A 21401-nucleotide genomic window follows, 5' to 3' on the forward strand; every position below is an offset into this window, starting at 1 on the left:
ATACGGTGAAGCGCAGGCCAAATGGCTGCGCTTCGGGCATTCTGATGCTTCTTTTATTATACGGCCACTCTATCTATGTGGCGGCCTGTACAAACTTGCTTAAGCTTTTACTGCACCCAATGTCATACCACCTACAAAATACTTTTGCAGGAATGGATACACAATCAGGATTGGAACCGTAACAACGATCGTGATCGCCATTTTGATGGATTCCGGTGAAATCTGTGTCATCTGCTGTGCCATGTCATTGGCGTTACGTCCGGCTCCCGAGCCTTGCTGTGTACTTTGCAGTACTTTCATCAGCTCGTACTGGAGCGTGGTCAGATGCGCCTTCGAACCATTATACAGGTACGTATCGAACCAAGCATTCCACTGGCCTACAGCCAGGAACAACGCGATGGTTGCAAGTACCGGTTTACAGAGCGGCAAAATGATTTTGTAATAGATCTTAAAGTCATTCGCACCATCCAGCTTGGCTGATTCCTGCAATGCATACGGCAGGCCATCAATGAAGGAACGGATAATGAACACGTTAAACGCACTGATCATACCTGGCAATACATATACCCAGAATGTACCGATCAGGTTCAGGTCACGCATCAGGATGTACACCGGAATCAGACCACCGGAGAAATACATCGTGAGTGCAAGTGCAGTAGAAACAAACTTTCTCAACTTAAAGTCAGGACGACTCAGTGTAAATGCGATCATTGAGGAACTGATCAAACCGAGCACGGTACCTACAATTGTACGTAGAATGGATACCTGCAAACCTTGCAGCAATCCATCGTATTGGAAAATCGTTTTGTAGTTTTGCAATGTGAAATCACGTGGCCACAAGTAAATTCCACCACGTACGGTATCTGTCGAGTTATTGAGTGAGATAGCCAGTACGTTCAGGAATGGATACAGTGTTACAATCAGCACCAGGGTCATCGCGAGGATGTTGAATATATCGAACAGCTTATCGCCCCGAGTAGCATTGAATGCTTTGTTCGCCATAATGTCGTCCCCTCCCTACATGATGCTTTCTTTGGTGAATTTTTTGAACAATCCGTTCGCTGTAAACAGAAGGATGATACTGACAACGGAGTTGAATATGCCTATGGCTGTACCATACGAGAATCGTCCCATATTCAAACCATAATTGAGCGCGTATAGATCAAGTACTTCCGAGTAGTCTAGCACTAGACTGTTTTGCAGCAAAAATTGCTTTTCAAAACCGATACTAATCAGATGCCCGATGGACATGATGAACAGTACAGAGATCGTAGTCCGAATGCCTGGCAACGTGATATGCCACATTTGTCTCCAGCGGTTCGCTCCGTCTACACGGGAAGCTTCATAAAGTTCTTGGTCAATACCGGTAATGGCCGCCAGATAGATGATCGCATTCCAGCCGGTTTCCTTCCACATATCTGAAGCGGTTACAATGTACCAGAACAGGTTCCCCTTAGCCATGAATTGGATCGGCTGATCGATAATGTTTAGGTTTACCAAAAGGTCATTGATAATCCCTCCATCGGTGGAGAGCATCTTGGTAATAATCCCTGCCACTACGACCCAGGATACAAAGTGAGGCAGATATGATACCGTTTGCACGGCGCGCTTGAAGAACATGCCTTTCATCTCATTCAAGAGAATCGCAAAGAAAATCGGCACGATAAAACCGATAACCAGTCCCATCAAGCTCATTGCAAGCGTATTTCGAAGTACCAGATAGAAGCGATCATCACTGAATAACTCTACAAAGTGTTTAAAACCAACCCACTCTTGATCACCGAACGATCTGGCCGGTTTATAGTTTTGGAAAGCCATCGTCCATCCCCATAGTGGCAGATAGTTAAATACAAAAACCCAAGCTACGAATGGCAATGACATGAGATAGAGATACTTTTGCTGTTTCATACTGTCCCAAACTCTGTTCCGCCGTTTTTGTGTTGGCGGATTGGGGTCACTGCTTTTTTTCGCGGAAGCGGATTTTTCTGTTAGCGTTTCCATCTCCGTTCCCCCTCCTCTGATTTATAAAATAATCATACCTGATAGAGCGTTTTCAAAATACCAGCTGGATTTTAGAGAAAATCATATGAAAATTAGATATCCCCCTATAAAATCCGATATTATATCTATAAAATTAGTGATAATGACGCTGTTTATTATTAATCATTGAAATTAAAAGGGAATTTAATTTGAAAATGGTAATTATCGAAAACGTTTTATAGAAATCGTTTACTTTACTTCATACCAAAAAGAAAAAGGACCTCAGGGGTCCTTTCAATAGACTATTAGTTCGAAAACGTTTTTTACCTAATCAGGAGAAATACCAGGTACAGAAGTACTATCCTCTGAACAGGGGCTACTCCCGTTCCGGGTCTCCTGAAGAATCTTTAGACTGTGATCTGGCAAGCTCTCTAGCATGTTTGTAAGCGGAAGGTGATTCTCCTACATACTTCTTGAATTTGCCGTGGAAGTAATCCACGTTAGCATACCCCACCCTCGCGGCAACCTGGTGTACCTTTAAGCCTTCATCGAGCAGTTCCTTCGCCTTCTCCATTCGAACCTTATCGAGAAATGCATTGAAATATTCTCCGGTATGGTTTTTGAACAGCTTGCCCAGATAACTGCTATTGTAGTTAAATACCTCTGCGAGTACCTCCAGTTTGAGATTTTCGCCCGGATTACGACGGATAAATTCAATCATCTGTTTCAGTACCGTATCCTTGCTGCCTCCACCCATGCGCTGAATAAGCCGGTTCAGGTGTTCAGCGGCCATCACTTTGAGATCCAACAACGTTAATTGATGGTAAACCTCCGTAATGAGAACAGAATGCTCCTGCATAATGGATTGCATATGCTGATTGGTTGCCGCAAGTTTGTTAATAGCCAATGAAAACACTTGGGAGAACGCCGTCTTAATCGCCTGCTCTGTCTGGTGATGCGGAATTAGGCGTTCCTCCATCTCGGTCAGCACACGCATTACTGACTCGTTGCTCCGAATGTCGAGCGCATAATACAACTTGTCCGCCAGCTCTGCTTCATCCGGTTCACTACTTTTTTCCTCAATGGCAACAACTGGCCCGGAATCACTTTCGCTCTTCTCACCTTCATTCCATAACATAACTCGTTGTTCCGCGAATAGGAAACGTCCGACCAATACGCCGTTGGCCTGATTATAGGAATGTGCGATGTCTGCTGTGGAGTTTACAGGTTGACCTGCTGCCGCGTACATATGAATATTCCACTCTCCCAGCAGCCCTTCCAACTCATCATATAAATTCCCGGCAGCTTGTTCAGTCAGAATAGGCTCTTTGCATAACAGTCCCAATCCGGAATGGAACGAAAACACAATGCCCCGATCTTTCTGGTCAAAAGCTTCCGCCAGTCTGCGTTTCACCACACTACCACGCTGTAAATCAGGTTCGGCATGCATCTCCAGCAGCACAACTTGATACTGCGACCAATTCAACCCAAGAGCATTTGCTTCCATTGTTTCCGTACCTTCCAGGCTATCAAAAAGCAATGCTTCAATCTGATGCTCACGGTAGGCTGTATCCTCGCCAGCATGGCGGGCCAGGGTCACACGCTCCCTTGTCAGCATCACAGAGATCCGCTCCAGCTCACTGATAATCTCCTCTTCATCCACTGGCTTGAGCAGATAGCCATCCACGCCAAAACTGATGGCTTTCTTGGCATAATCGAAATCGGCGTACCCACTCAGGATCAGAAAGTGCGACCCCGGATGGTGCTGCCGCAATTCTTCTATGACATCCAGTCCGGTCATGCCGGGCATGCGAATATCGATGATCGTCAGGTCCGGTTCCAGCTCTTCGAACCGGGTGATGGCCTCACGCCCGCTGGCAGCTGTACCAACCACCTGAAAGCCGTATTTTTCCCAATCAATGATCGTTGTCAGTCCTTCACGTATGCTCGGTTCATCATCTACCAATAACACTTTATACATGCTGGTCTCCTCCTGCTGGCAAGGTGAAAGAAACCTCTGTTCCTTCCCCATACACACTCTTAATCTGTAATCCGTATGGCTCGCCGTAGGTCAACGTTAAACGTTGATGTACATTACGCATGCCAATTCGGCTCTTCTCCTGTTCTTCCGGTCCACAGATGAACTGCATCACTTCAGCCAGACGCTCCGGCGTAATGCCTGCCCCATCGTCATCGACACGCACCTGGACAACATCCTCCACCAAACGAATATTTATATTCACACGGACCGTGCCCTCTTTATTTTCCAAACCATGCACAATCGCATTCTCAACCAGAGGCTGAATGATCAAAGGAGGGATGTACATCTTCTCCACCTCCGGATCGATATGGATCTGGAAAGCAAGTCGGTCGCCGTAACGGAATTTCTGAATTTCCAGATAAGAACGTACCATTTCAAGTTCGGCTCTGAAAGTCGTTTTGCCGCTGCCAATCTCAAGGCTCTTGCGCATCAGTTTGCCTAGCAGCCTGACGATATTGGCAATCTCCGCCTCGCCTTTGATATGGGCTTTCATGCGGATCGACTCCAGTGCATTAAACAAAAAATGAGGATTGATCTGGCTGGCCATCATTTTCAGTTTAATCTCTTTCTGCGCGATTTCCAATTGATTGTTCTGTTCCGTTGCCTCTACCACCTGAGTCATCAGTTCATTAATGCTCTTCACCATGTAATTGAACTGCCTCGACAATTGCCCAATCTCATCATTCCCGTCAATGCGGGAGGTGACATTCAAATCACCCAGCGCGAGCTTATTCAGATGTTTGCTAAGGCGTAACAATCGGTTCGACGTGAGAAATGAAATGATATATACAAGCAACAATGCAATGACCAGCACAAGCGTAATGAAAAGCATACCGATCATGCTAATCGTATTGGCGTCTTTGACAATATTTTTGGTGGCAAAAACCGAAATGATCTTCAGGCTGTTCATGCTCGATCCAGGACGCAGCTCATCAATGACAATATTGGATGGCTCCCCCTGAAAATCTGCTTCAATTGTGCCTTTGGCCTGATTTTGCAGATCTACACCAAAATCAAGCTCGTCCAGCGTTTTACCCACCAGTTCGGTATTTTTGGCTGCAACCACATAACCCTGTTCGTCCGTAATCAACGTCTCGAACGGTTCCTGACGTAACAATCCATTCAGCTCATCCTGATTGATTACAATCATCAGCACACCCTCGGTCCGATATTCGGCAAAAGGCACTTTGCGCACCAGACTAAGCTTGTGCACCGGATTATCTCCCTTGTCAGGAATGTAGAACCAGCCGATGCTCGTCGTTTTCAGTGCCTTTTGGTACCAGTAGCTCTCCTCGGTCTGCTTGTCCACTGGAATGAACTCCAGATTGTTGATCAGCGTCGGATTGGTGGAGTAAAACCGGATGCCCGCAACCTCACGGTACAGACGCTTATATTCCTGAAAATCTTTATACGCGAGGTAAGCCGAGGTCAGCTCCACAACGCTTTGGTATCGTTTGTTCACAATTTCCTTCAGTTCATTGTTGAACATCAGAATGTTGGAAATATCCGTAGGTACACGCAGTAGTGTGATGGTCTGACTCTTGACCTTGTCCACGTTGTTGATCGTCTGTCCAATTGCATTGTCCAGCGCCTGCTTCCGAAAGTATCCGGTTACAGCAAGTCCAATAATTAGTACCGGAATCATGACGACAAGTACATAGGATATGAGCAATTTATGCTTTAATTTAAGATTGTTGGATGTTCGTATGAGCCTTTTAAACATATCTGCACCTTCCGTCGCTTATAAGCGCTTACATATAAAGGTCAGTACATATTACGCCTGCCCTTCCAATTCATCATACCACATAACAGCAAAAGCCCTGCAAGAGGGCTTCAAAAAAGGCTGTATGCTGAGTGATAAAACAAACATGAAGTTTGTATAGCTGTTTCTAATGTAGGAAGGAAAGCAGATTGCTTAGCGGCTGTGTGCTGAGCGGAATCCATGTCCTTTGGAACGTAGCGCAACAATCAGAGCTACAAGTGATAGGAGCAGGATGGCCCAGGTAAAGGACGAGGCTCCCCATTGATTCAGAAGCACGCCTCCCGCCAATCCGCCAATAGCAATAGCGAGATTCCAGACGGTCGTATTAATCGGCATTACGATATCTATACCCTGCTCCCCGGCAGCTTGGGCAAGTGCAGTCTGTAACAGTGTAGCCGCACCGCCAAATGTCAGCCCCCACATTGCAACTGAACCAAAGACAACGGCAACGTGCTCGCTCCAAAGACCCAATACCAGAGAGATTAGGGCAAAGCCCGAAAGACTGATGAGAACCAGCATACGCAACCAACGATCAATAAGAATACCTGTAATCCAGATGCCCACCAATGCCATTAGGCCAAACACAAGTAGCATAAGTCCAACCTTTGATTCCAGACCAACATCGGCAAGGAAAGGAGCGATATAGGTGTACAAAATATTATGAGCCAGCATCCAGGCCAGAACGACAGCCAGAATGGGTATTACTCCAGGGGTCAGCAGCACCTTTATTGAAGAAATCCGCTGATCAGCAGACTGCCCAGGATAATCGGGTACTTTCCAGAGCACCCAGAAAATCAGTACAAACGCCAGCAGCGACATCAGCCAGAATACCGAGCGCCAGCCCATAAAGGAACCCAGCAGCGTACCTGCGGGAACACCGAATGATAAGGCAATCGGTGTTCCGATCATCGCAACAGCCATGCCCCTGCCCTTGAGATGATCAGGCACCATCCGTAGTGCATAACTGCCAATCAGACCCCAGGAGACACCGGCTGCAACACCGGCAAAAAAACGAGCGACAAGAGTCAGTACATAGTTTGAAGAGAGGGCTGTAATGGTGTTGAAGACCAGAAAACCGATAATCGCTAAAAGTAAAAGCGGACGGCGTCGCCAGCCTCTTGTCAACACGGCCACAGGTATGGCGGCAATCAGAGAACCTACTGCATAAAATGTGACAAGCTGCCCTGCCCCTGCCTCAGAGACCTGCAGTCCTTCCTTGATTTGCGGCAGCAACCCCGCGGGAAGAGTTTCAGTCATAATAGCTATAAAACCAGCCATAGCCAAGGCCAGCAGCCCAAACCATGGGAAACGTTGAGAAGATTTATCGGACATCTGTGCAGCTCCTTTTTAGATAATATAGGACATAAAATCGAATTATGGATCGATCATTCCTTATATTATCCACCCTCTCCCACCTTGTCAACGACTTTTGGATCGATTAGTATATAATTAAGAAAAACGAGGGGGAATCTCTTATGGCAAGAACCGGACGTCCCCGCATTTTTGATCGGGATGAAGCCCTGTTGCAGGCAATGATGCTCTTTTGGGAACAAGGATTCGAAGCCACCTCATTGCTTCAACTTCGAGCGGTCATGGGGGATATTTCAGCAGCCAGCTTCTATGCAGCCTTTGAATCCAAAGAAGCTCTTTATAAAGAAGCGGTAGAACGATATATGGGTTCGTTTGGACGCGTTACGGAAAGCTTCTCGGATCTTACGCTATCTCCAAGAGAAGCGATTGAAACAACTTTAAGAAGTACCGCCAAAATGCAAACAGACAGCGCACATCCATCTGGCTGTTTAATTGTGCTGTCAGCCAGCACATGTTCTTCCAAAAACAATCATATCCGAGACATTACCGCAGAGAAAAGAAAGCTGACTCGCAACCGCCTGCAGGGTTGCATCCAGCGCGCTGTGGAAATCGGCGAACTGCCTGCCTCCACGAATGTCTCGATGCTGACCACTGTTTTTGATACTTTTATGCAAGGTATCTCTACACAAGCCCGGGACGGTGTTCCTTATGCAACGCTTGATCAGGCTATCACCGAAATTATGGGCATCTGGGACCTTGCTCAACATCCAGCGTGACCTTAATTCCTAATGGTCGAAATGTTAGAACAATCAAAAAGGCACTCCCATAATTGGAAGTGCCTCTTCAGTATATAATTTACCCATGTCCCGTTATGGACGGGGTGTGTCTACCCCATTCAGAATCAGTTTGGGATGAATATCTGCGCTAAGTGAAGCGGAAACTGCACAATACTTCTCTTCAGCCATTTGGATGGCTTTCCAGATCCGGTAATCCGGGATATCGCCGTCCACCTTGAAGATCAGATCAATGGCAGTAAAACCTTTCGGCATACCTTCACTGCGAGTACCCTGTGCTTCAATCTCAATGCCAGTAATTTTGTCCAGGAAAGCGTCCAGAATCATCGTGATATCGATCCCCATACAACCTCCGAGACCTGCCAGTAACAATTCCATGGGTGTAGCACCCTTGCTGTCACCACCATAGGCTGCTGTGGCATCCATGCCAATCGCGTAGCCAGAGGGTCCTTCGGAAGTAAACGCGCGTTTGCCTTTCCATACAGTTGTTACATTCATGATGTTTATCCTTCTTTCTTAGAATAGTTTACGCTCTGCAGATATCCGTTCTGGGTACGGATCGTTCATTTGGAGACAAAGGCGAACGCTACGCTTCTTCAGAATCGATTCCGTCCCCTTCACTCAGTCTGCTTATCTCTGAGAATTCTTAGAATTCAGTAATTTGCTGCAAAAATCTGCGTGTCCGCTCCTGGGTCGGGTGTTCAAAAAAGGCCTGCGGACTTGCTTCTTCCACAATCGATCCATCCGCCATAAAGACAATTTTGTTAGCCACATTCCGGGCAAACTTCAACTCATGCGTAACGACCAGCATCGTCATGCCTTCCTGTGCCAGCTCCTTCATAACGGAGAGCACTTCTCCCACCAGTTCGGGATCAAGGGCTGAGGTAGGCTCATCAAACAGCATCACCTCAGGCTCCATGGCAAGCGCGCGGGCAATCGCTACGCGCTGCTGCTGTCCACCAGACAAACGGGATGGATATGCATCCTGCTTGTCCGACAGGCCGACTCGATCCAGCAGAATCCGGCCGCGTTCGGCCGCTTCGTCCCGCTTGATTTTTTTCACAGTCACGAGCCCTTCCATCACATTGCCGAGCACCGTCTTGTGCGGATACAGATTGAACTGTTGGAATACCATGCCGGTCTGCCGACGGATTTCCAATACCCGAGCCCGCTGGATTCGCTGCGAGTCGGCACTGTCTACTACAACACCATTCACTTCAATCTTGCCGCCAGAGAGCTCTTCCAGACCGTTTAGACAGCGCAACAATGTACTTTTGCCCGATCCACTGGGTCCCAGCAGAACAACAATATCTTTCGCATCGACATGAAGATCTATATTTGTGAGAACTTCATTTTCCCCAAAACGTTTGGTCAGTCCTGTTGTTGTAATCATCGGTTCTCCCCTCCTATCAGTAAGCCCGGGCCAGCCGGCGCTCCACTTGTTCCAGAATGGCCGAGAAGCCGATACTCATAATCCAGTAGATCACGCCAATTGCCAGATAAAACGGCATATTAACGTAATATTGCGCGACCAGCAACTGTGCCGAGCGAAGCAACTCTGTAACCCCGAGGGCTGCCACAAGTGATGTTTCTTTCAGCATCCCGATAAACGTGTTGCCCATCGGAGGGATCGCAATTCGCACCGCTTGGGGGAATATAATCCTTCTCATGGTCTGAGCCGGTGTCATGCCTGTAGCATATGCGGCTTCCGTCTGCCCCTTTGGTACAGCCTGAATCGCTCCACGGAACGTTTCGGACAGAAATGCACCCGCATTAAGACTAAGCCCGAGACATGCTGCCGTGAGCGAGCCCAAAGTTACTCCATAATCGACCAGCCCAAAATAAATAACGAATAATTGCACCAGCAGCGGTGTTCCCCGCATGATGGATACATAAAACCTTGCGATCAACCTAAGCCACATCGGCCCCTTCAGACGAGCGATAGCGACTAGCACTCCGATGATAAAGGCAAAAAACATGGAGATCACAGTTACATACAGCGTATAGTAAGCCCCCTTCAGAAAGAAGGGGATATTCTCAAATACCAGTTCCATGGATCAAACTTCCCTTCGCCCTGCCGGTTCATTATTGCACAGGCTCTTCACCAAACCATTTTTTGAAGATGGTATTGTACGTTCCGTCATCCTTCATCCCTTTCAGTGCATCATTCAGTGCAGCTACGAGTTCCGGATTGTCTTTGCGAACAGCGATGCCCGCTTGGTCACTCTTGATTGGCTCACCTACTGCTTTGATGTTGAAGCCGTTGGCATCTACGATCGGTTTCAGCGCGTACAGGTTGTTGATCGTTGCATCGATCCGTCCAGCGTCCAAATCTTTCAATGATGTGATAACATCGTCATAAGTCTTGATGGTGAAATTGCCGACTTTCGGTAGCACTTCGTTACGCAGGTACGTTTCATCATTGGTACCGAGGCCTACACCGATCGTTTTCCCTTTGAAATCTTCCAGCTTGGTAATGTCATTGTTATCTTTTTTCACAATGATTTTCACATCGTTCGTAATATATGGATCACTGAAATCCAATACTTTTTTTCGGTCATCGGTAATCGTCATCTGGCTGATGATGGCATCCAGCTTTTTGGCTTGCAGACTTGGTGTCAGGCCGGAGAACTCCTGGGATATAAATTCAACCTCAACCCCAAGACGCTTCGCAACCTCACGTGCGATATCTGCATCGTAGCCGTCCATTTCTTTCTTATCGTTAAGGAAGTTGTATGGTGCGTATGTGCCCATCATGCCCACTTTAATGACGCCAGCAGACTTAATCTGCTCCAGTTCATTGTTCGCCTGTGCTCCATTGCTGCTTCCGTTGTCCGTAGTTTTACTGCCACAAGCGCTGAGTACCAGCACGGTCATTAGCAGCAGGGCTGTTAAAGTCCAGCCTTTGCGAGATTTCATTCCATATGTTTTATTCATGTCATTAACTTCCTCTCATCCATGTAGTCATGTCTTGTTGAAACTTCTGTTTCCTATCTTCCTAAACTGCAGTTGTACCCATTATTCCCTGCTGCTGGCTTAATCATGTGAATATTTAATCCAGTTATTGAAAATAAAGCTTCAGGGCCAGCACACTTTATGTGCCGAGCAGTCCGTAAAACTCAAAGCTTGCCGCCTCCGCAGCCAGCTTCGTTGCTGTCATTGATGAGAACTCGCTGTGAAGCTCCTCCGAGCCAAACAGCCAGCGCGTAATCATGCCTTCAATCATGCTAACCAGCAGCGCAGCACGGAGCGGTACATCCATGGAATCAGGCAGCATGCCCAGCTCAATGGCCCGATGCATATTGTGGCGAAACGCTTGTTCCACCGCACCCCGTGTCTCCTCGACCAAACGGCGTACCGAATCCTCCGACACGATGCCTTTAAGCAACAACTCCATAAAGTAACGATTGTCCGCTGCAAAGGAGAATAAGTCGGTAAACAGCCGTTCCGAAGCTCTTACCATATCCTCAACCGATCCGGCATCCTTGCGGTAGCCTTGTCCAATCGCTTCAAGCAGCTTCTCCCTGCCGGTTAACACAATCTCCGATGCAATGGCTTCCTTACTTTTAAAGTGCCAGTAAAAAGTGCCTTGCGCGACGCCCGCTTCCCGGACGATATCGGAAATTTTTGTCTGATGGTAGCCCTGGGTCGCAAAACGTTCCATCGCTATGCGTATAATTTGGTCCCGGCGTTCTTCTCCGGGTTCCAAATGATTGTTTTTAGACATTTGCCTATCCTCCCGATTGATCAGTCAGTCAGTTAATGTATATCCTATTGGATAACTAGGTTTTTGTCAATATGGTTTTAAACAATTCATTACGAGCATAAGTTGAAGTTGGGCGCATTTGTGATCATAATAGATGATAGCCTTGTTCAAATGAGCGGGCATTGTCACGCAGGACAGCCTATAAGCTGTCATCTGCATTTCAAGGAGGAAGAGAATTGGACTTTATATCATCGATTATTATGGGCATCATCGAAGGTTTGACTGAGTTTTTGCCCGTGTCCTCGACCGGACACATGATTCTGACTGCCCATTTGCTGGGATTATCAGAGGACAACGAGTCAGTCAAAACGTTTGAGGTGGTTGTGCAACTCGGAGCTGTACTTGCTGTCGTTGTACTGTACTGGAACAAATTCATTGATATGTTCCGCTTCACCGGAGGCAAAAGGAGTTACACCTCCCGTCTGAACCTCATACATATCTTTTTGGCGATGGTTCCAGCCGTGGTCATTGGACTTGTATTCCGGGATTGGATCAAGGCGCATCTGTTTGGAGCACAAACGGTGCTGTACAGTCTTGTTATTGGTGGTATTCTAATGATTGTTGCTGAACGTTGGAGCCACCGTAGCGAGCGCATTACAACCCATGATGTGGACGATATTACGTATAAACAGGCATTTGTAGTGGGTCTTTTTCAGATTCTCGCATTATGGCCAGGCTTCTCCCGTTCCGGTTCGACGATCTCCGGTGGACTGTTCGCAGGGGTAAGCCGGGTAGCTGCAGCGGAATTTACATTCCTGGTATCTGTGCCGATTATGATTGGGGCCACAGGATATGATCTATACAAAAGTATCGATCATCTGAATACCAGCGATTTCCCAATCTTCGCGATTGGATTCATTGCCGCATTTATCGTAGCCATGCTTGCCATTAAGACGTTCTTGTCCATTTTGAAAAAACTGAGTCTGACCGTCTTTGCAGTCTATCGTTTCGTGCTGGCAGCCGTATTCTTTATCATTTTAATGATGTAACCATATCTTCAAGTCATGTAACAAAAAAGCCAATGGCAACCTGTGTTCCCTTCGGAACCAGGTTGCCATTTTTAATTTGCACAACCTCATCAACAAGCCGATTTTCACTTCTACCTTCCCCCCTCCCCCAACACCAAAACACCCCCTATCTGCGATAGGAGGCGTTTCATAGGACTACTGCGATCTAAATGAACTGATTCCTGTTATACCTTGGACTCCAAAGTCTGCAGGTACTCCGAGATTTGAGCAGGCGTTTTTGCCCATTTGCTGTGCAGATGTGCAATTTTCTTGCCGTTCTGGAATACGAGCAGGCTTGGAATGCCCCGTACACCGTTCTCTTCAGCAAACGGCAGGAACTCTTCTGCATCGAGGGCATAGAAGGTTTTATCCGCATGCTGGTCGATAACGTCCCCAATAAAGCGATCCAGGTTTTTGCAATCCGGACACCAGGTTGTATCAAATTTAATGACGGTCATTCCGTCAGAATTGATTGTATCGCGATATTGTTGTTCACTTTGAATTCTTTCCATATGTCTTCTCTCCCTTATTTGATTCTTTATGGTTGACCTTCATTGTACCTTGTATAGTTACAATTGAAAATAGGCTGCCAACGTTTAACGGTGCTGCTTATACAGATTGGCGGGGCTGATCTCTCGTAATTCGTTAATCTCCGCAGCCGTAAGTGGTGCAGATTCCGAAGCAGCGATATTATGCAACAACTGCTCTCTCGAACTGGCGCCTGGCACGACAGCGGCAACAGCCGGATGCGCCAGAGCATAACGAATAGCCGTTTGAGCCATGCTGCGATTGTCTGTTACCAAACGGCTCAGGCCTTCCCGTATGATGTGCAACTCCTGAGGTGTGTAATCCAGATACCCCTTATCTGCCTTGGCAGCACCAGAATCGGCGAGAACCCCACTTGCCACAGGTCCACGAGCGATAACGCTGATACCCTTTTGCTCCAATAAAGGCAATACTTCCTCTTCGGCCCGGCGATCCGCAACGCTGTATTGGTTCATCACGCTGACAATGGAAGCTCTTTGCACATATTCACGAATCACGTTAGGCCGGATAGAGGATATGCCGTAATACCGGATAAGACCTTCCTGCTTCAGTTCCTCAAAGGCTTCGATCGTCTCTTCGATTGGATCATCCAGAGTACCACCATGCAGCTGATACAGATCAATATAATCCGTCTGCAGCCGTTTCAGGCTGTCTCGTACAGCTTGTTTGATATAGGCTTTGGACGGGTCCCATGACCAGCCTTCTTTTCCCGGTATGCGACGATTACCAACCTTGGTTGCCACAATGACCTGATCCCGGCGCCCCTGGATAGCCTGGCCCACGATTTCTTCGTTTAATCCTGCATCATACAGGTCAGCGGTATCCAGAAGATTAACGCCACGATCCAATGCCTCATGAACCAAGGCTACAGCAGGTTTCACTTCGGTTCCAAGTGACATACAGCCTAGCCCAATTTCACCAACCATGAGTTCGGATGAACCCAGACGATTTTTCTTCATATGTTGTACATCCCCTTCCATACGTTCTGCAAGTTTCCATTGTATCATTCTTGATGGCAAAAATCGCATGTGACATATGAGTACACACAAAAACCCGGGACCATACCAGCTCCGGGCTTCTCATGCAAAGTGACTCGCATACCAATATCTATTTTAATTCACACGTGAACCTTTTTTGCTTCCATAAGACGGGCTTGAAGATGGACTTGAACTTTTCATCAGTCCTGACACCGTACTGAACAGCTTATCCCTTGCTTGTTTGTTCCTCATCAAATAAGTCACGCCTGCTCCTATGGCTGTTACAATAATTCCACTTTTTTTAGACATATGTTGTTCCTCCTTCAGGATTAGTGTACATCGTGTCTTGCTTGAGATTACCCTGTAGGAGAAAAACGAAACGTCAGATGCAATCGCTAAAATTAGAGAATGGCCTATTACAGCGTAAAAAGATGGCCCCTGAGAATTCAGGAGCCATCTTCTAACGTGATGTATAAGTCGAACTCATCGTTACTACTGTATAACCTGCTTGGTCATAACAATCGTCCGATCAATCGGACGGTGGTGCGACATGCGTCATTTCCTCATGTTTGTATGTTGAACCATCCGCAGTCAGGTAGAAATGCCCGATCGGATGCAGATCTTCATCCAGTTCATAGACCAGCGGAATGCCTGTCGGGATATTAAGCGCCATTACGTCTGCTTCGGACATTTGGTCCAGATGCATGACAAGTGAACGGAGCGTATTGCCGTGCGCGGAGATGAGTACCCTTTTGCCTGCTGACACAACCGGTTTGATCTCTGCATTCCAATACTCCAACACCCGCTTTGATGTATCCATCAAATTCTCGGTACGCGGGATGGTGCAGCCTAGCCGTTGATACTTGTCCTGATCCTGAACATAACGCTCATCTGTTTCGTCCAGTGCCGGAGGAGATACGCTAACGGAGCGTCTCCACTCCTTCACCTGCTCCTCGCCGTACTTCAGCGCAGTCTGCTGTTTGTTCAATCCCTGCAGTGCACCATAGTGACGTTCGTTCAGCTTCCACGTCTTCGTGATCGGAATCCACATTCGGTCCATCTCATCAAGTGCAATATCCAGTGTTCGAATGGAGCGTTTGAGTACCGAAGCATAAGCGTAGTCAAAATCAAAACCCTGTTCCTTCAGGATCTTTCCCGCTTTGCGCGCTTCTCCGTATCCATCGGTCGTCAGATCCACATCCGTCCAACCGGTAAAACGGTTCTCCACGTTCCACATACTCTGTCCATGGCGAATCAATACGACTCTGTACATAAGCGTGAATCCTCCTTCCATGAAACCATTACCCGCAAGGCGAGCCGGATATGCCCATGATATGTGAAATTATTAATAGTACGGTGCCATCATCAGATATACAACAACACCCGTGGAACTCACGTAGAGCCAGATTGGCATCGTCCAGCGAGCAATTTTACGGTGTTTCTTCAATTGATTCGTCCAGCCCCATACCAGAGTGAACAGAGCCAGCGGCACAATAATGGCTGCCAGGATGCTGTGTGTGATCAGAATGAAGAAATAGATGGAACGAATGATACCTTCTCCGCCGTATTTGGACGTTTCCGGAGACAGATAGTGAAACGACAAATACGTAACGAGAAATAAAAGGGTTGTTGAAAATGCAGCAAGAATGAAACGTTTGTGCAATTTCACATTCCGCTTAATAATGGCTATCAAGGCCGCAAGCAGGAAGATGAAGGTGAAGCTGTTGAACACGGCGTTAAACCGCGGCAACACTGTAATGTCAAAGGCTACATCGCCTTTGTATCCGATCGACGGCGCAAAGAACAACAATAAAATAATGACATTGGCGATAATGGAAATGGTAATAATGAGACCTGCAAAATTTTTATTACTGGTCGGGGCAATCTGATTGGATTGAATGTTCGGGTCCCCTTTGTCCTGTTTGCCCAATGAAAAATCCTCCTCATATCCTAACTTCTATGTTCTATCTCATTATATCTTGCCATTTCTCGACTGTTAAGTGACAACACTCTGAACAAAAAGCCTTGTCAGGTACCCTTAAAGTGCCCCCTTCGGGCCATTTTCATTAAAAGCCCACCATCACTGGTTTACCCCATCCTGTATTCATGGTATAATTAATGCAATTAATCAAATACGCGTTGAACTGGAGGAGCCTGTCACCAAGGGCCCTCCTTGTCTTTTTTCAAGGCATAAAGCGGCACTATTACAAGCGCCGTTTTATGCCTTTTTCTGTTCCTGAGGCCTGGAATGATCCCCCCTTGGACTGGTAATCCTATAAACGCTACTGCTGGAGAGGAGTACACCTATGGAATTTATTTTGGTTCTTGCACTCATTCTTATTTTCACCAAGTTGGCTGGAGATTTGTCGGTAAGACTCGGTCAACCATCGGTATTGGGCAAATTGATTGTCGGTGTTATTCTCGGACCTGCCCTGCTCGGCTGGGTTCAACCGAATGATTTCATCCATTATATGGCCGAAATTGGAGTATTACTGCTCATGTTCATTGCTGGACTCGAAACGGATTTGGAGCAATTGAAGAAAAATTGGAAGGCAGCCTTTGCTGTTGCGGTGGGTGGTATTATTTTACCATTCATCGGAGGTTATGGAGCTGCCGCTGCTTTCGGCATGTCGCAGACACACGCTTTGTTCTTTGGACTTTTGTTCTGTGCCACTTCGGTCAGCATTTCGGTTCAAACGTTAAAAGACATGAATCAGCTCAGCTCTCGTGAGGGTACAACGATTCTTGGAGCAGCTGTCGTCGATGATGTACTCGTTGTGGTCATCCTCGCTATCATGATGAGTTTGCTCGGAACAGGCGCAACCGATACTTCAATCTCTCTGCTAATTGGCAAGAAGCTGTTATTCTTTGTTGTTATTATTGCCGCCAGCTGGTTCCTTGTTCCACGGATCATGAAGTGGCTGGCACCGCTGAAGGTCACCGAGACCGTTATTACAGCCGGATTAATCATCTGTTTTGGCTTTTCGTACTTTGCGGAATGGATGGGTGTTGCAGGCATTATCGGGGCTTTTGCGGCGGGTATCGCCATCTCCCAAACGAACTTCAAACATGAGGTCGAAACCAAGCTTGAGCCGATCGCTTACGGGATTTTTGTTCCGGTATTCTTTGTAAGTATCGGTTTGAACGTGACTTTTGACGGAGTGGGTTCACAAATCTGGTTCATTATCGTCATCAGTCTCATTGCCATTGTAACCAAGCTTCTGGGCGGAGGAGCAGGTGCGCGTCTGACCGGATTTGATCGCTCATCCTCCCTCGCCATCGGTGCAGGCATGATTTCCCGGGGAGAAGTTGCTCTTATTATCGCTTCCACTGGACTTGCTTCCGGATTACTCGACGCCGAGTATTTCACCAGTGTGGTCATCATGGTTATCGTTACAACCCTGGTTACGCCACCTTTACTCAAAATCACCTTTGCACGCAAAAAAGGGGAAACTCGTGTTGAAAAAGGTATTGAGGAATCCCATCTAAGCGGGTAATCAAAAATTTATAATCAGCTCACCGTGCATCTTGCGGTGGGCTTTTCGTTTTCAATGGAGTCAATTAATACACAAACAAAAAAAGACCACTCCATTAACAAGAGGTCTTTATCCTCGCCTGTTCATAACAGGTTGTCCCATTTTAAGTTAATACACCTACGTAAAAACCGATCGATATAAAGACAACACACCATATAAACGCCCCAATGCTGGAGACAAGCACGTATCGCCCTATAGCCATGCGGCTGATCCCGGAGAAGCAACACATCAGATGACGAATGCCTGGAATGAAGTAGCCCAGTATGATGGACCAGTACCCGTATTTCAAAAACCAGGACTCCACCCTGCCCAGCCGTTTGGCGTTGACTCCGACCCATTTACCATACTTCTCAACCAGTGGCCGGCCGGCCTTCTTGCCAATCGTGTAACTCAGAAGTCCTCCAGTAAACGCTCCACCAAAACTAACAACAATGGACACCGAATAATTCAGCACCGAGATGGAGGCGAGATAACCGACAAAGGTCATCATCACCTCATCCGGAATAGGCATGCCAATCACGCCAAGAGCCAGCAGTCCGTAAATTGCGAAATAACCATATTGACCAATAAATTCTCTTGCAAATTCCATACTGACTCGCTCCTTATTTCGGTTCCACAATATCCTTCTCATGGGGGGCTAGCACTTGTTTTAGAGACGGGAATCGGATTTGGCTAACCATTAGACCGGATAATACGATAATGACAAGATAGGCTACACCATGAGTAAAATAAGGACTCCAGAGCGCGAAAAAGGACATAAGACCGCCTGCAAACGTAATCGGCATACCCACAAAACCATGGCTTGCTGTCTTCTGGCAATTGTAACGGGCAAGACGCAATGCACCACAAACCGGGAATAATGCTGTTAGCGCCATACCCAGTGCACTTACCTCATTCATGGAGTTCAAATAAAGAATCAGCACGGGTGCGGTCCCGAACGAAACAACATCAGCCAATGAATCCAGCGCTTTGCCGAATTCCCCCTCACAATGCAGCTTGCGGGCTGCAAACCCGTCAAACAGATCAAAGAACATGGCTACCCAAATCATCGTCACGGCCAGCGCAAACTCGCCATGAATAGCCATAATTACAGCCAACATGCCTGAAGTTAAGTTGCCCAACGTTAGAATGGACGGTAAAGATTTCATAGACTTGACTCCCCTTCGTACTAAGCATTAGGAAAAATAATATAAAAACGGACTCCGTCCGGCGTGTTCTCCACACCATAACTGCATCCATGCAAATCGAGAATCTGCTTCGCGATGGCCAGGCCAAGCCCGGTCCCCCCCATTTTGCGATTACGCGAGCGTTCCACACGGTAGAATCTTTCCCAGATGTACTGCCGCTCCGCCTCCGAAATCTGCTCACCCTGATTCTCGATGGAGATTCGAACCTGCCCTTCCGGCCTGCTGATCTCAATCATAATATCGGTCTTAGGGACGGCATGTCGTATAGCATTCATCATCATATTATAGATGACTTGCTCCAACTTGCTGCGGTCTCCCTCAACGGTCTGCTCGGTGGTGGAGACCAACACGACCTCCAGTTCCTTTTCCTTCAATTGTGGACCCAGACGTCCGGCAATATCTTCAATCATATCTCCAAGAGCTACCGCATCGGTGTTCAGCTTAATCGCTTGGGATTCCAACCGTACCAGATCCAGCATCTCTTCGACCATCGTTTCCATCTTGACCGCTTCATCGGCAATGATCTCGATGTAACGCTCACGTTTGCTCTCACTGACTCCATCTTTCAACCCTTCGGAGTACCCTTTGATAATGCTAATAGGCGTTTTGAGCTCATGGGATGCATCGGCAAAAAACTCCCGTTGACGCTGTTCAATCCGCTGCTTCATCTCCATATCGGTGCGCATCTGACTGTTCGCCTGCCTTAGTTCTTCCAAAGTCTGACCCAGTGTCGTCGACAGCGCGTTGAGACTATTGGACAGACTGCCAATCTCGTCATTGCGGCGGATGGGCGATTTCACTGTGAAATCAAGGGTCGACATCTTTTTGGCAACATGGTTCAGGGCAAGCAACGGCTTGGTGACAATTCGGGACAGAAGCAGTGAAAGGAACACAATCAGCACAAATGCAGCAATACCAAAATACGCATAAAATAGTTGTGTAGCTTCACTCGCCTCCCTCATCTCCTGCAGGGACGTCAGAGAAAAAATGAGCTGCTGCTGAGGTCCGGAGCTGTGCACCGGAGCAATGGTAAGCACATTTCGTACACCACTCCAGCTGTCGGTCCATTCCTCATTAATCATTTTCCCATTGGCGAGACTGAGCTGGTCTTCCGTAGATAGTGGGAAGCGGCTATCCAGCGCCTGCACGAGCAGACCCTGTCTCTGGCTCCATGTTCCTAGGTTGGGAAGAACAACGTCCTTCAATGTTCCTGACCATTCTTCTACCGGCTCCGTTAACTCCTGAAAATCTTCCGTTCCGCTGACCACGGAGCTCTGATCCTTTATCTTCAGCGGATAGACCATAGGATCATTCATTCCACTTGCTGAGCCTGTAACGGTCAATTGCTGACCATATTTCAAGTGTGAAGCAAGCCATCCTGCATTCTCACTGTTGATAAACAACGACAGCGATATATTTACTTGCTTGCCATCCTCTTGCAGAAGCACGATGTGGAATGGGTCATTGACCAGCTTACCTGTATTCGTCAGGATGACCAGATGCGACTGATTCTGCCGCATGAACTTCCCGGTTTCCTTAGCCAGCTGCACATCGTTCCAATGTCCAGTGGAATATTGTTGTTCGAATTTCGTTAATTTTTTCTTAATGCTGCTGATCTTCTGATGCTGGTAAAAGTCCGGGAACCAGACGAGTTGGGCAATCACCGTTGTTCCATATAGAAGAAGCAGAAATCCAGCCATGACCAGAAACAGTTTCATCGTTACACCGTTACGTCTCATGCCTCGACCTCGAATCGATAACCGGTCCCGATAACGGTTCGGATACACTTGGCTTCATCCCCAAGCTTGCTGCGAAGCTTTTTGATATGGGTATCCACCACACGCGAATCGCCCTCAAAGTCATATCCCCATACCCGATTAAGTATGGCATCACGGGACAGTACAATCCCTTGATTGCGAGTTAAATACAGCAGCAGGTCGTATTCCTTGGGAGCAAGCTCCACTTCGATTCCATCCTTCTCAAGCCGCCGCGCCCAAGGATCAAGTGTGGCACATCCAAACCGGATCACACTCTGCTCCTTGCTAACGGCACCCTCTACTCGCTTCATTAATGTCTCTGCACGTGCCACCAGTACACGAGGACTGAATGGCTTCGTAACATAATCATCCACGCCGAGCTGGAAGCCATGAATCTTGTCATCATCTTCCGATCGGGCAGTCAGCATTATAATAGGTACGGTCGACTGGGAACGAATATGCCCACAGAGGGTCCATCCATCCATTTCCGGCATCAGCACATCTAGAATGACTAGATCGACTTCATGCAGTGCCAGCAATTCCAGCGCCTCTACCCCATGTTCTGCTTCAATAACGTTCCATTGTTCTTTTATGAAATAATCGGCCACAATCTCACGAATGCGGCTTTCGTCTTCCACCAGAAGCACTGTTCTGACCATGGCCGACTCTCCTTTTAGCATTCTGTTGTTAACATAACGATTCCGTGTGTCGTCCGTGTGTCCAGCCAAGTTCTGTAA

22 protein-coding genes are annotated in these 21401 nt (G+C 47.3%); 3 read left to right on the plus strand and 19 right to left on the minus strand.

Annotation, left to right across the window (positions count from 1 at the left end; genetic code table 11):
• Positions 1 to 99: 99 nt before the first annotated feature.
• From ACDJ58_RS25765 to ACDJ58_RS25785, 5 genes are all read right to left on the minus strand, one after another.
• Positions 100 to 1002: a carbohydrate ABC transporter permease gene (locus ACDJ58_RS25765; RefSeq protein WP_063566553.1), complete on the minus strand. Its 903-nt coding sequence runs from the start codon at positions 1000 to 1002 to the stop codon at positions 100 to 102.
• 15 nt (positions 1003 to 1017) lie between these two features.
• Complete coding sequence (locus ACDJ58_RS25770) at positions 1018 to 2001, minus strand: ABC transporter permease (protein WP_413373673.1); 984 nt, start codon at positions 1999 to 2001, stop codon at positions 1018 to 1020.
• Between the two features lie 355 nt (positions 2002 to 2356).
• On the minus strand, positions 2357 to 3961 hold the full coding sequence (locus tag ACDJ58_RS25775) for a response regulator (protein WP_413373675.1): 1605 nt from the start codon (positions 3959 to 3961) through the stop codon (positions 2357 to 2359).
• Positions 3954 to 5744, minus strand: a complete 1791-nt coding sequence (locus ACDJ58_RS25780; RefSeq protein WP_413373677.1) for a sensor histidine kinase — start codon at positions 5742 to 5744, stop codon at positions 3954 to 3956. Before ACDJ58_RS25780 ends, ACDJ58_RS25775 begins: the two co-directional genes overlap by 8 nt.
• Positions 5745 to 5936: 192 nt before the next feature.
• On the minus strand, positions 5937 to 7115 hold the full coding sequence (locus ACDJ58_RS25785; protein ID WP_413373678.1) for an MFS transporter: 1179 nt from the start codon (positions 7113 to 7115) through the stop codon (positions 5937 to 5939).
• A gap of 143 nt (positions 7116 to 7258) precedes the next feature.
• Here ACDJ58_RS25785 and ACDJ58_RS25790 point away from each other — a divergent pair, with 143 nt between their 5' ends.
• Positions 7259 to 7870 (plus strand): TetR/AcrR family transcriptional regulator, encoded by a 612-nt coding sequence (locus ACDJ58_RS25790; RefSeq protein ID WP_413373679.1) that lies wholly within the window; start codon positions 7259 to 7261, stop codon positions 7868 to 7870.
• A 93-nt stretch (positions 7871 to 7963) separates the two neighbouring features.
• On the opposite strand, the gene ACDJ58_RS25795 is transcribed toward ACDJ58_RS25790, so the two are convergent.
• From ACDJ58_RS25795 to ACDJ58_RS25815, 5 genes are all read right to left on the minus strand, one after another.
• Positions 7964 to 8386, minus strand: coding sequence for an OsmC family protein (locus ACDJ58_RS25795; protein WP_413373681.1), 423 nt, complete (start codon positions 8384 to 8386; stop codon positions 7964 to 7966).
• Between the two features lie 148 nt (positions 8387 to 8534).
• The gene (locus tag ACDJ58_RS25800; protein ID WP_413373682.1) at positions 8535 to 9281 is read right to left on the minus strand and encodes an amino acid ABC transporter ATP-binding protein; all 747 of its coding nucleotides are present in this window, start codon (positions 9279 to 9281) and stop codon (positions 8535 to 8537) included.
• A gap of 16 nt (positions 9282 to 9297) precedes the next feature.
• Positions 9298 to 9942 (minus strand): amino acid ABC transporter permease, encoded by a 645-nt coding sequence (locus tag ACDJ58_RS25805; RefSeq protein ID WP_076291212.1) that lies wholly within the window; start codon positions 9940 to 9942, stop codon positions 9298 to 9300.
• 31 nt (positions 9943 to 9973) lie between these two features.
• Positions 9974 to 10807, minus strand: a complete 834-nt coding sequence (locus ACDJ58_RS25810) for a substrate-binding periplasmic protein (RefSeq protein WP_413379835.1) — start codon at positions 10805 to 10807, stop codon at positions 9974 to 9976.
• A 175-nt stretch (positions 10808 to 10982) separates the two neighbouring features.
• Complete coding sequence (locus ACDJ58_RS25815; RefSeq protein ID WP_413373684.1) at positions 10983 to 11615, minus strand: TetR/AcrR family transcriptional regulator; 633 nt, start codon at positions 11613 to 11615, stop codon at positions 10983 to 10985.
• A 239-nt stretch (positions 11616 to 11854) separates the two neighbouring features.
• On the opposite strand from ACDJ58_RS25815, the gene ACDJ58_RS25820 reads away from it, so the two are divergent.
• Positions 11855 to 12643 carry an undecaprenyl-diphosphate phosphatase gene (locus ACDJ58_RS25820; RefSeq protein WP_064641143.1) on the plus strand — a complete coding sequence of 263 codons (789 nt, stop codon included), beginning with the start codon at positions 11855 to 11857 and terminating at the stop codon, positions 12641 to 12643.
• Positions 12644 to 12846: 203 nt separating this feature from the next.
• Here the strand turns inward: ACDJ58_RS25820 and ACDJ58_RS25825 are convergent, their stop codons facing one another.
• The 5 genes from ACDJ58_RS25825 to ACDJ58_RS25845 form a co-directional block, all read right to left on the minus strand.
• Positions 12847 to 13173: a thioredoxin family protein gene (locus ACDJ58_RS25825; protein WP_063566544.1), complete on the minus strand. Its 327-nt coding sequence runs from the start codon at positions 13171 to 13173 to the stop codon at positions 12847 to 12849.
• An 84-nt stretch (positions 13174 to 13257) separates the two neighbouring features.
• Positions 13258 to 14166 (minus strand): aldo/keto reductase, encoded by a 909-nt coding sequence (locus ACDJ58_RS25830; RefSeq protein ID WP_413373686.1) that lies wholly within the window; start codon positions 14164 to 14166, stop codon positions 13258 to 13260.
• A gap of 153 nt (positions 14167 to 14319) precedes the next feature.
• Positions 14320 to 14493 (minus strand): hypothetical protein, encoded by a 174-nt coding sequence (locus ACDJ58_RS25835; RefSeq protein WP_413373687.1) that lies wholly within the window; start codon positions 14491 to 14493, stop codon positions 14320 to 14322.
• A 220-nt stretch (positions 14494 to 14713) separates the two neighbouring features.
• Entirely contained in the window at positions 14714 to 15457 is a 744-nt protein-coding gene (gpmA, locus tag ACDJ58_RS25840; RefSeq protein WP_413373689.1) for a 2,3-diphosphoglycerate-dependent phosphoglycerate mutase, read from the minus strand.
• A gap of 72 nt (positions 15458 to 15529) precedes the next feature.
• Positions 15530 to 16114 carry a DUF420 domain-containing protein gene (locus ACDJ58_RS25845; RefSeq protein ID WP_170867957.1) on the minus strand — a complete coding sequence of 195 codons (585 nt, stop codon included), beginning with the start codon at positions 16112 to 16114 and terminating at the stop codon, positions 15530 to 15532.
• 376 nt (positions 16115 to 16490) lie between these two features.
• Between ACDJ58_RS25845 and ACDJ58_RS25850 the strand changes: the two genes are divergently transcribed.
• Entirely contained in the window at positions 16491 to 17681 is a 1191-nt protein-coding gene (locus tag ACDJ58_RS25850) for a cation:proton antiporter (protein WP_413373691.1), read from the plus strand.
• Positions 17682 to 17823: 142 nt separating this feature from the next.
• Here the strand turns inward: ACDJ58_RS25850 and ACDJ58_RS25855 are convergent, their stop codons facing one another.
• From ACDJ58_RS25855 to ACDJ58_RS25870, 4 genes are read right to left on the minus strand one after another with little or no spacing between them, the layout of a single operon-like run.
• Complete coding sequence (locus ACDJ58_RS25855; protein WP_053780148.1) at positions 17824 to 18309, minus strand: DedA family protein; 486 nt, start codon at positions 18307 to 18309, stop codon at positions 17824 to 17826.
• 13 nt (positions 18310 to 18322) lie between these two features.
• Entirely contained in the window at positions 18323 to 18868 is a 546-nt protein-coding gene (gene pssA / locus ACDJ58_RS25860; protein WP_063566539.1) for a CDP-diacylglycerol--serine O-phosphatidyltransferase, read from the minus strand.
• Positions 18869 to 18888: 20 nt separating this feature from the next.
• Complete coding sequence (locus tag ACDJ58_RS25865; protein WP_076291205.1) at positions 18889 to 20646, minus strand: sensor histidine kinase; 1758 nt, start codon at positions 20644 to 20646, stop codon at positions 18889 to 18891.
• Positions 20643 to 21323 carry a response regulator transcription factor gene (locus tag ACDJ58_RS25870; RefSeq protein WP_413373694.1) on the minus strand — a complete coding sequence of 227 codons (681 nt, stop codon included), beginning with the start codon at positions 21321 to 21323 and terminating at the stop codon, positions 20643 to 20645. Before ACDJ58_RS25870 ends, ACDJ58_RS25865 begins: the two co-directional genes overlap by 4 nt.
• Between the last annotated feature and the right edge of the window lie 78 nt (positions 21324 to 21401).

It is taken from the genome of Paenibacillus taichungensis (assembly GCF_047302525.1).
Classification (GTDB): Bacteria; Bacillota; Bacilli; order Paenibacillales; family Paenibacillaceae; genus Paenibacillus; species Paenibacillus taichungensis_B.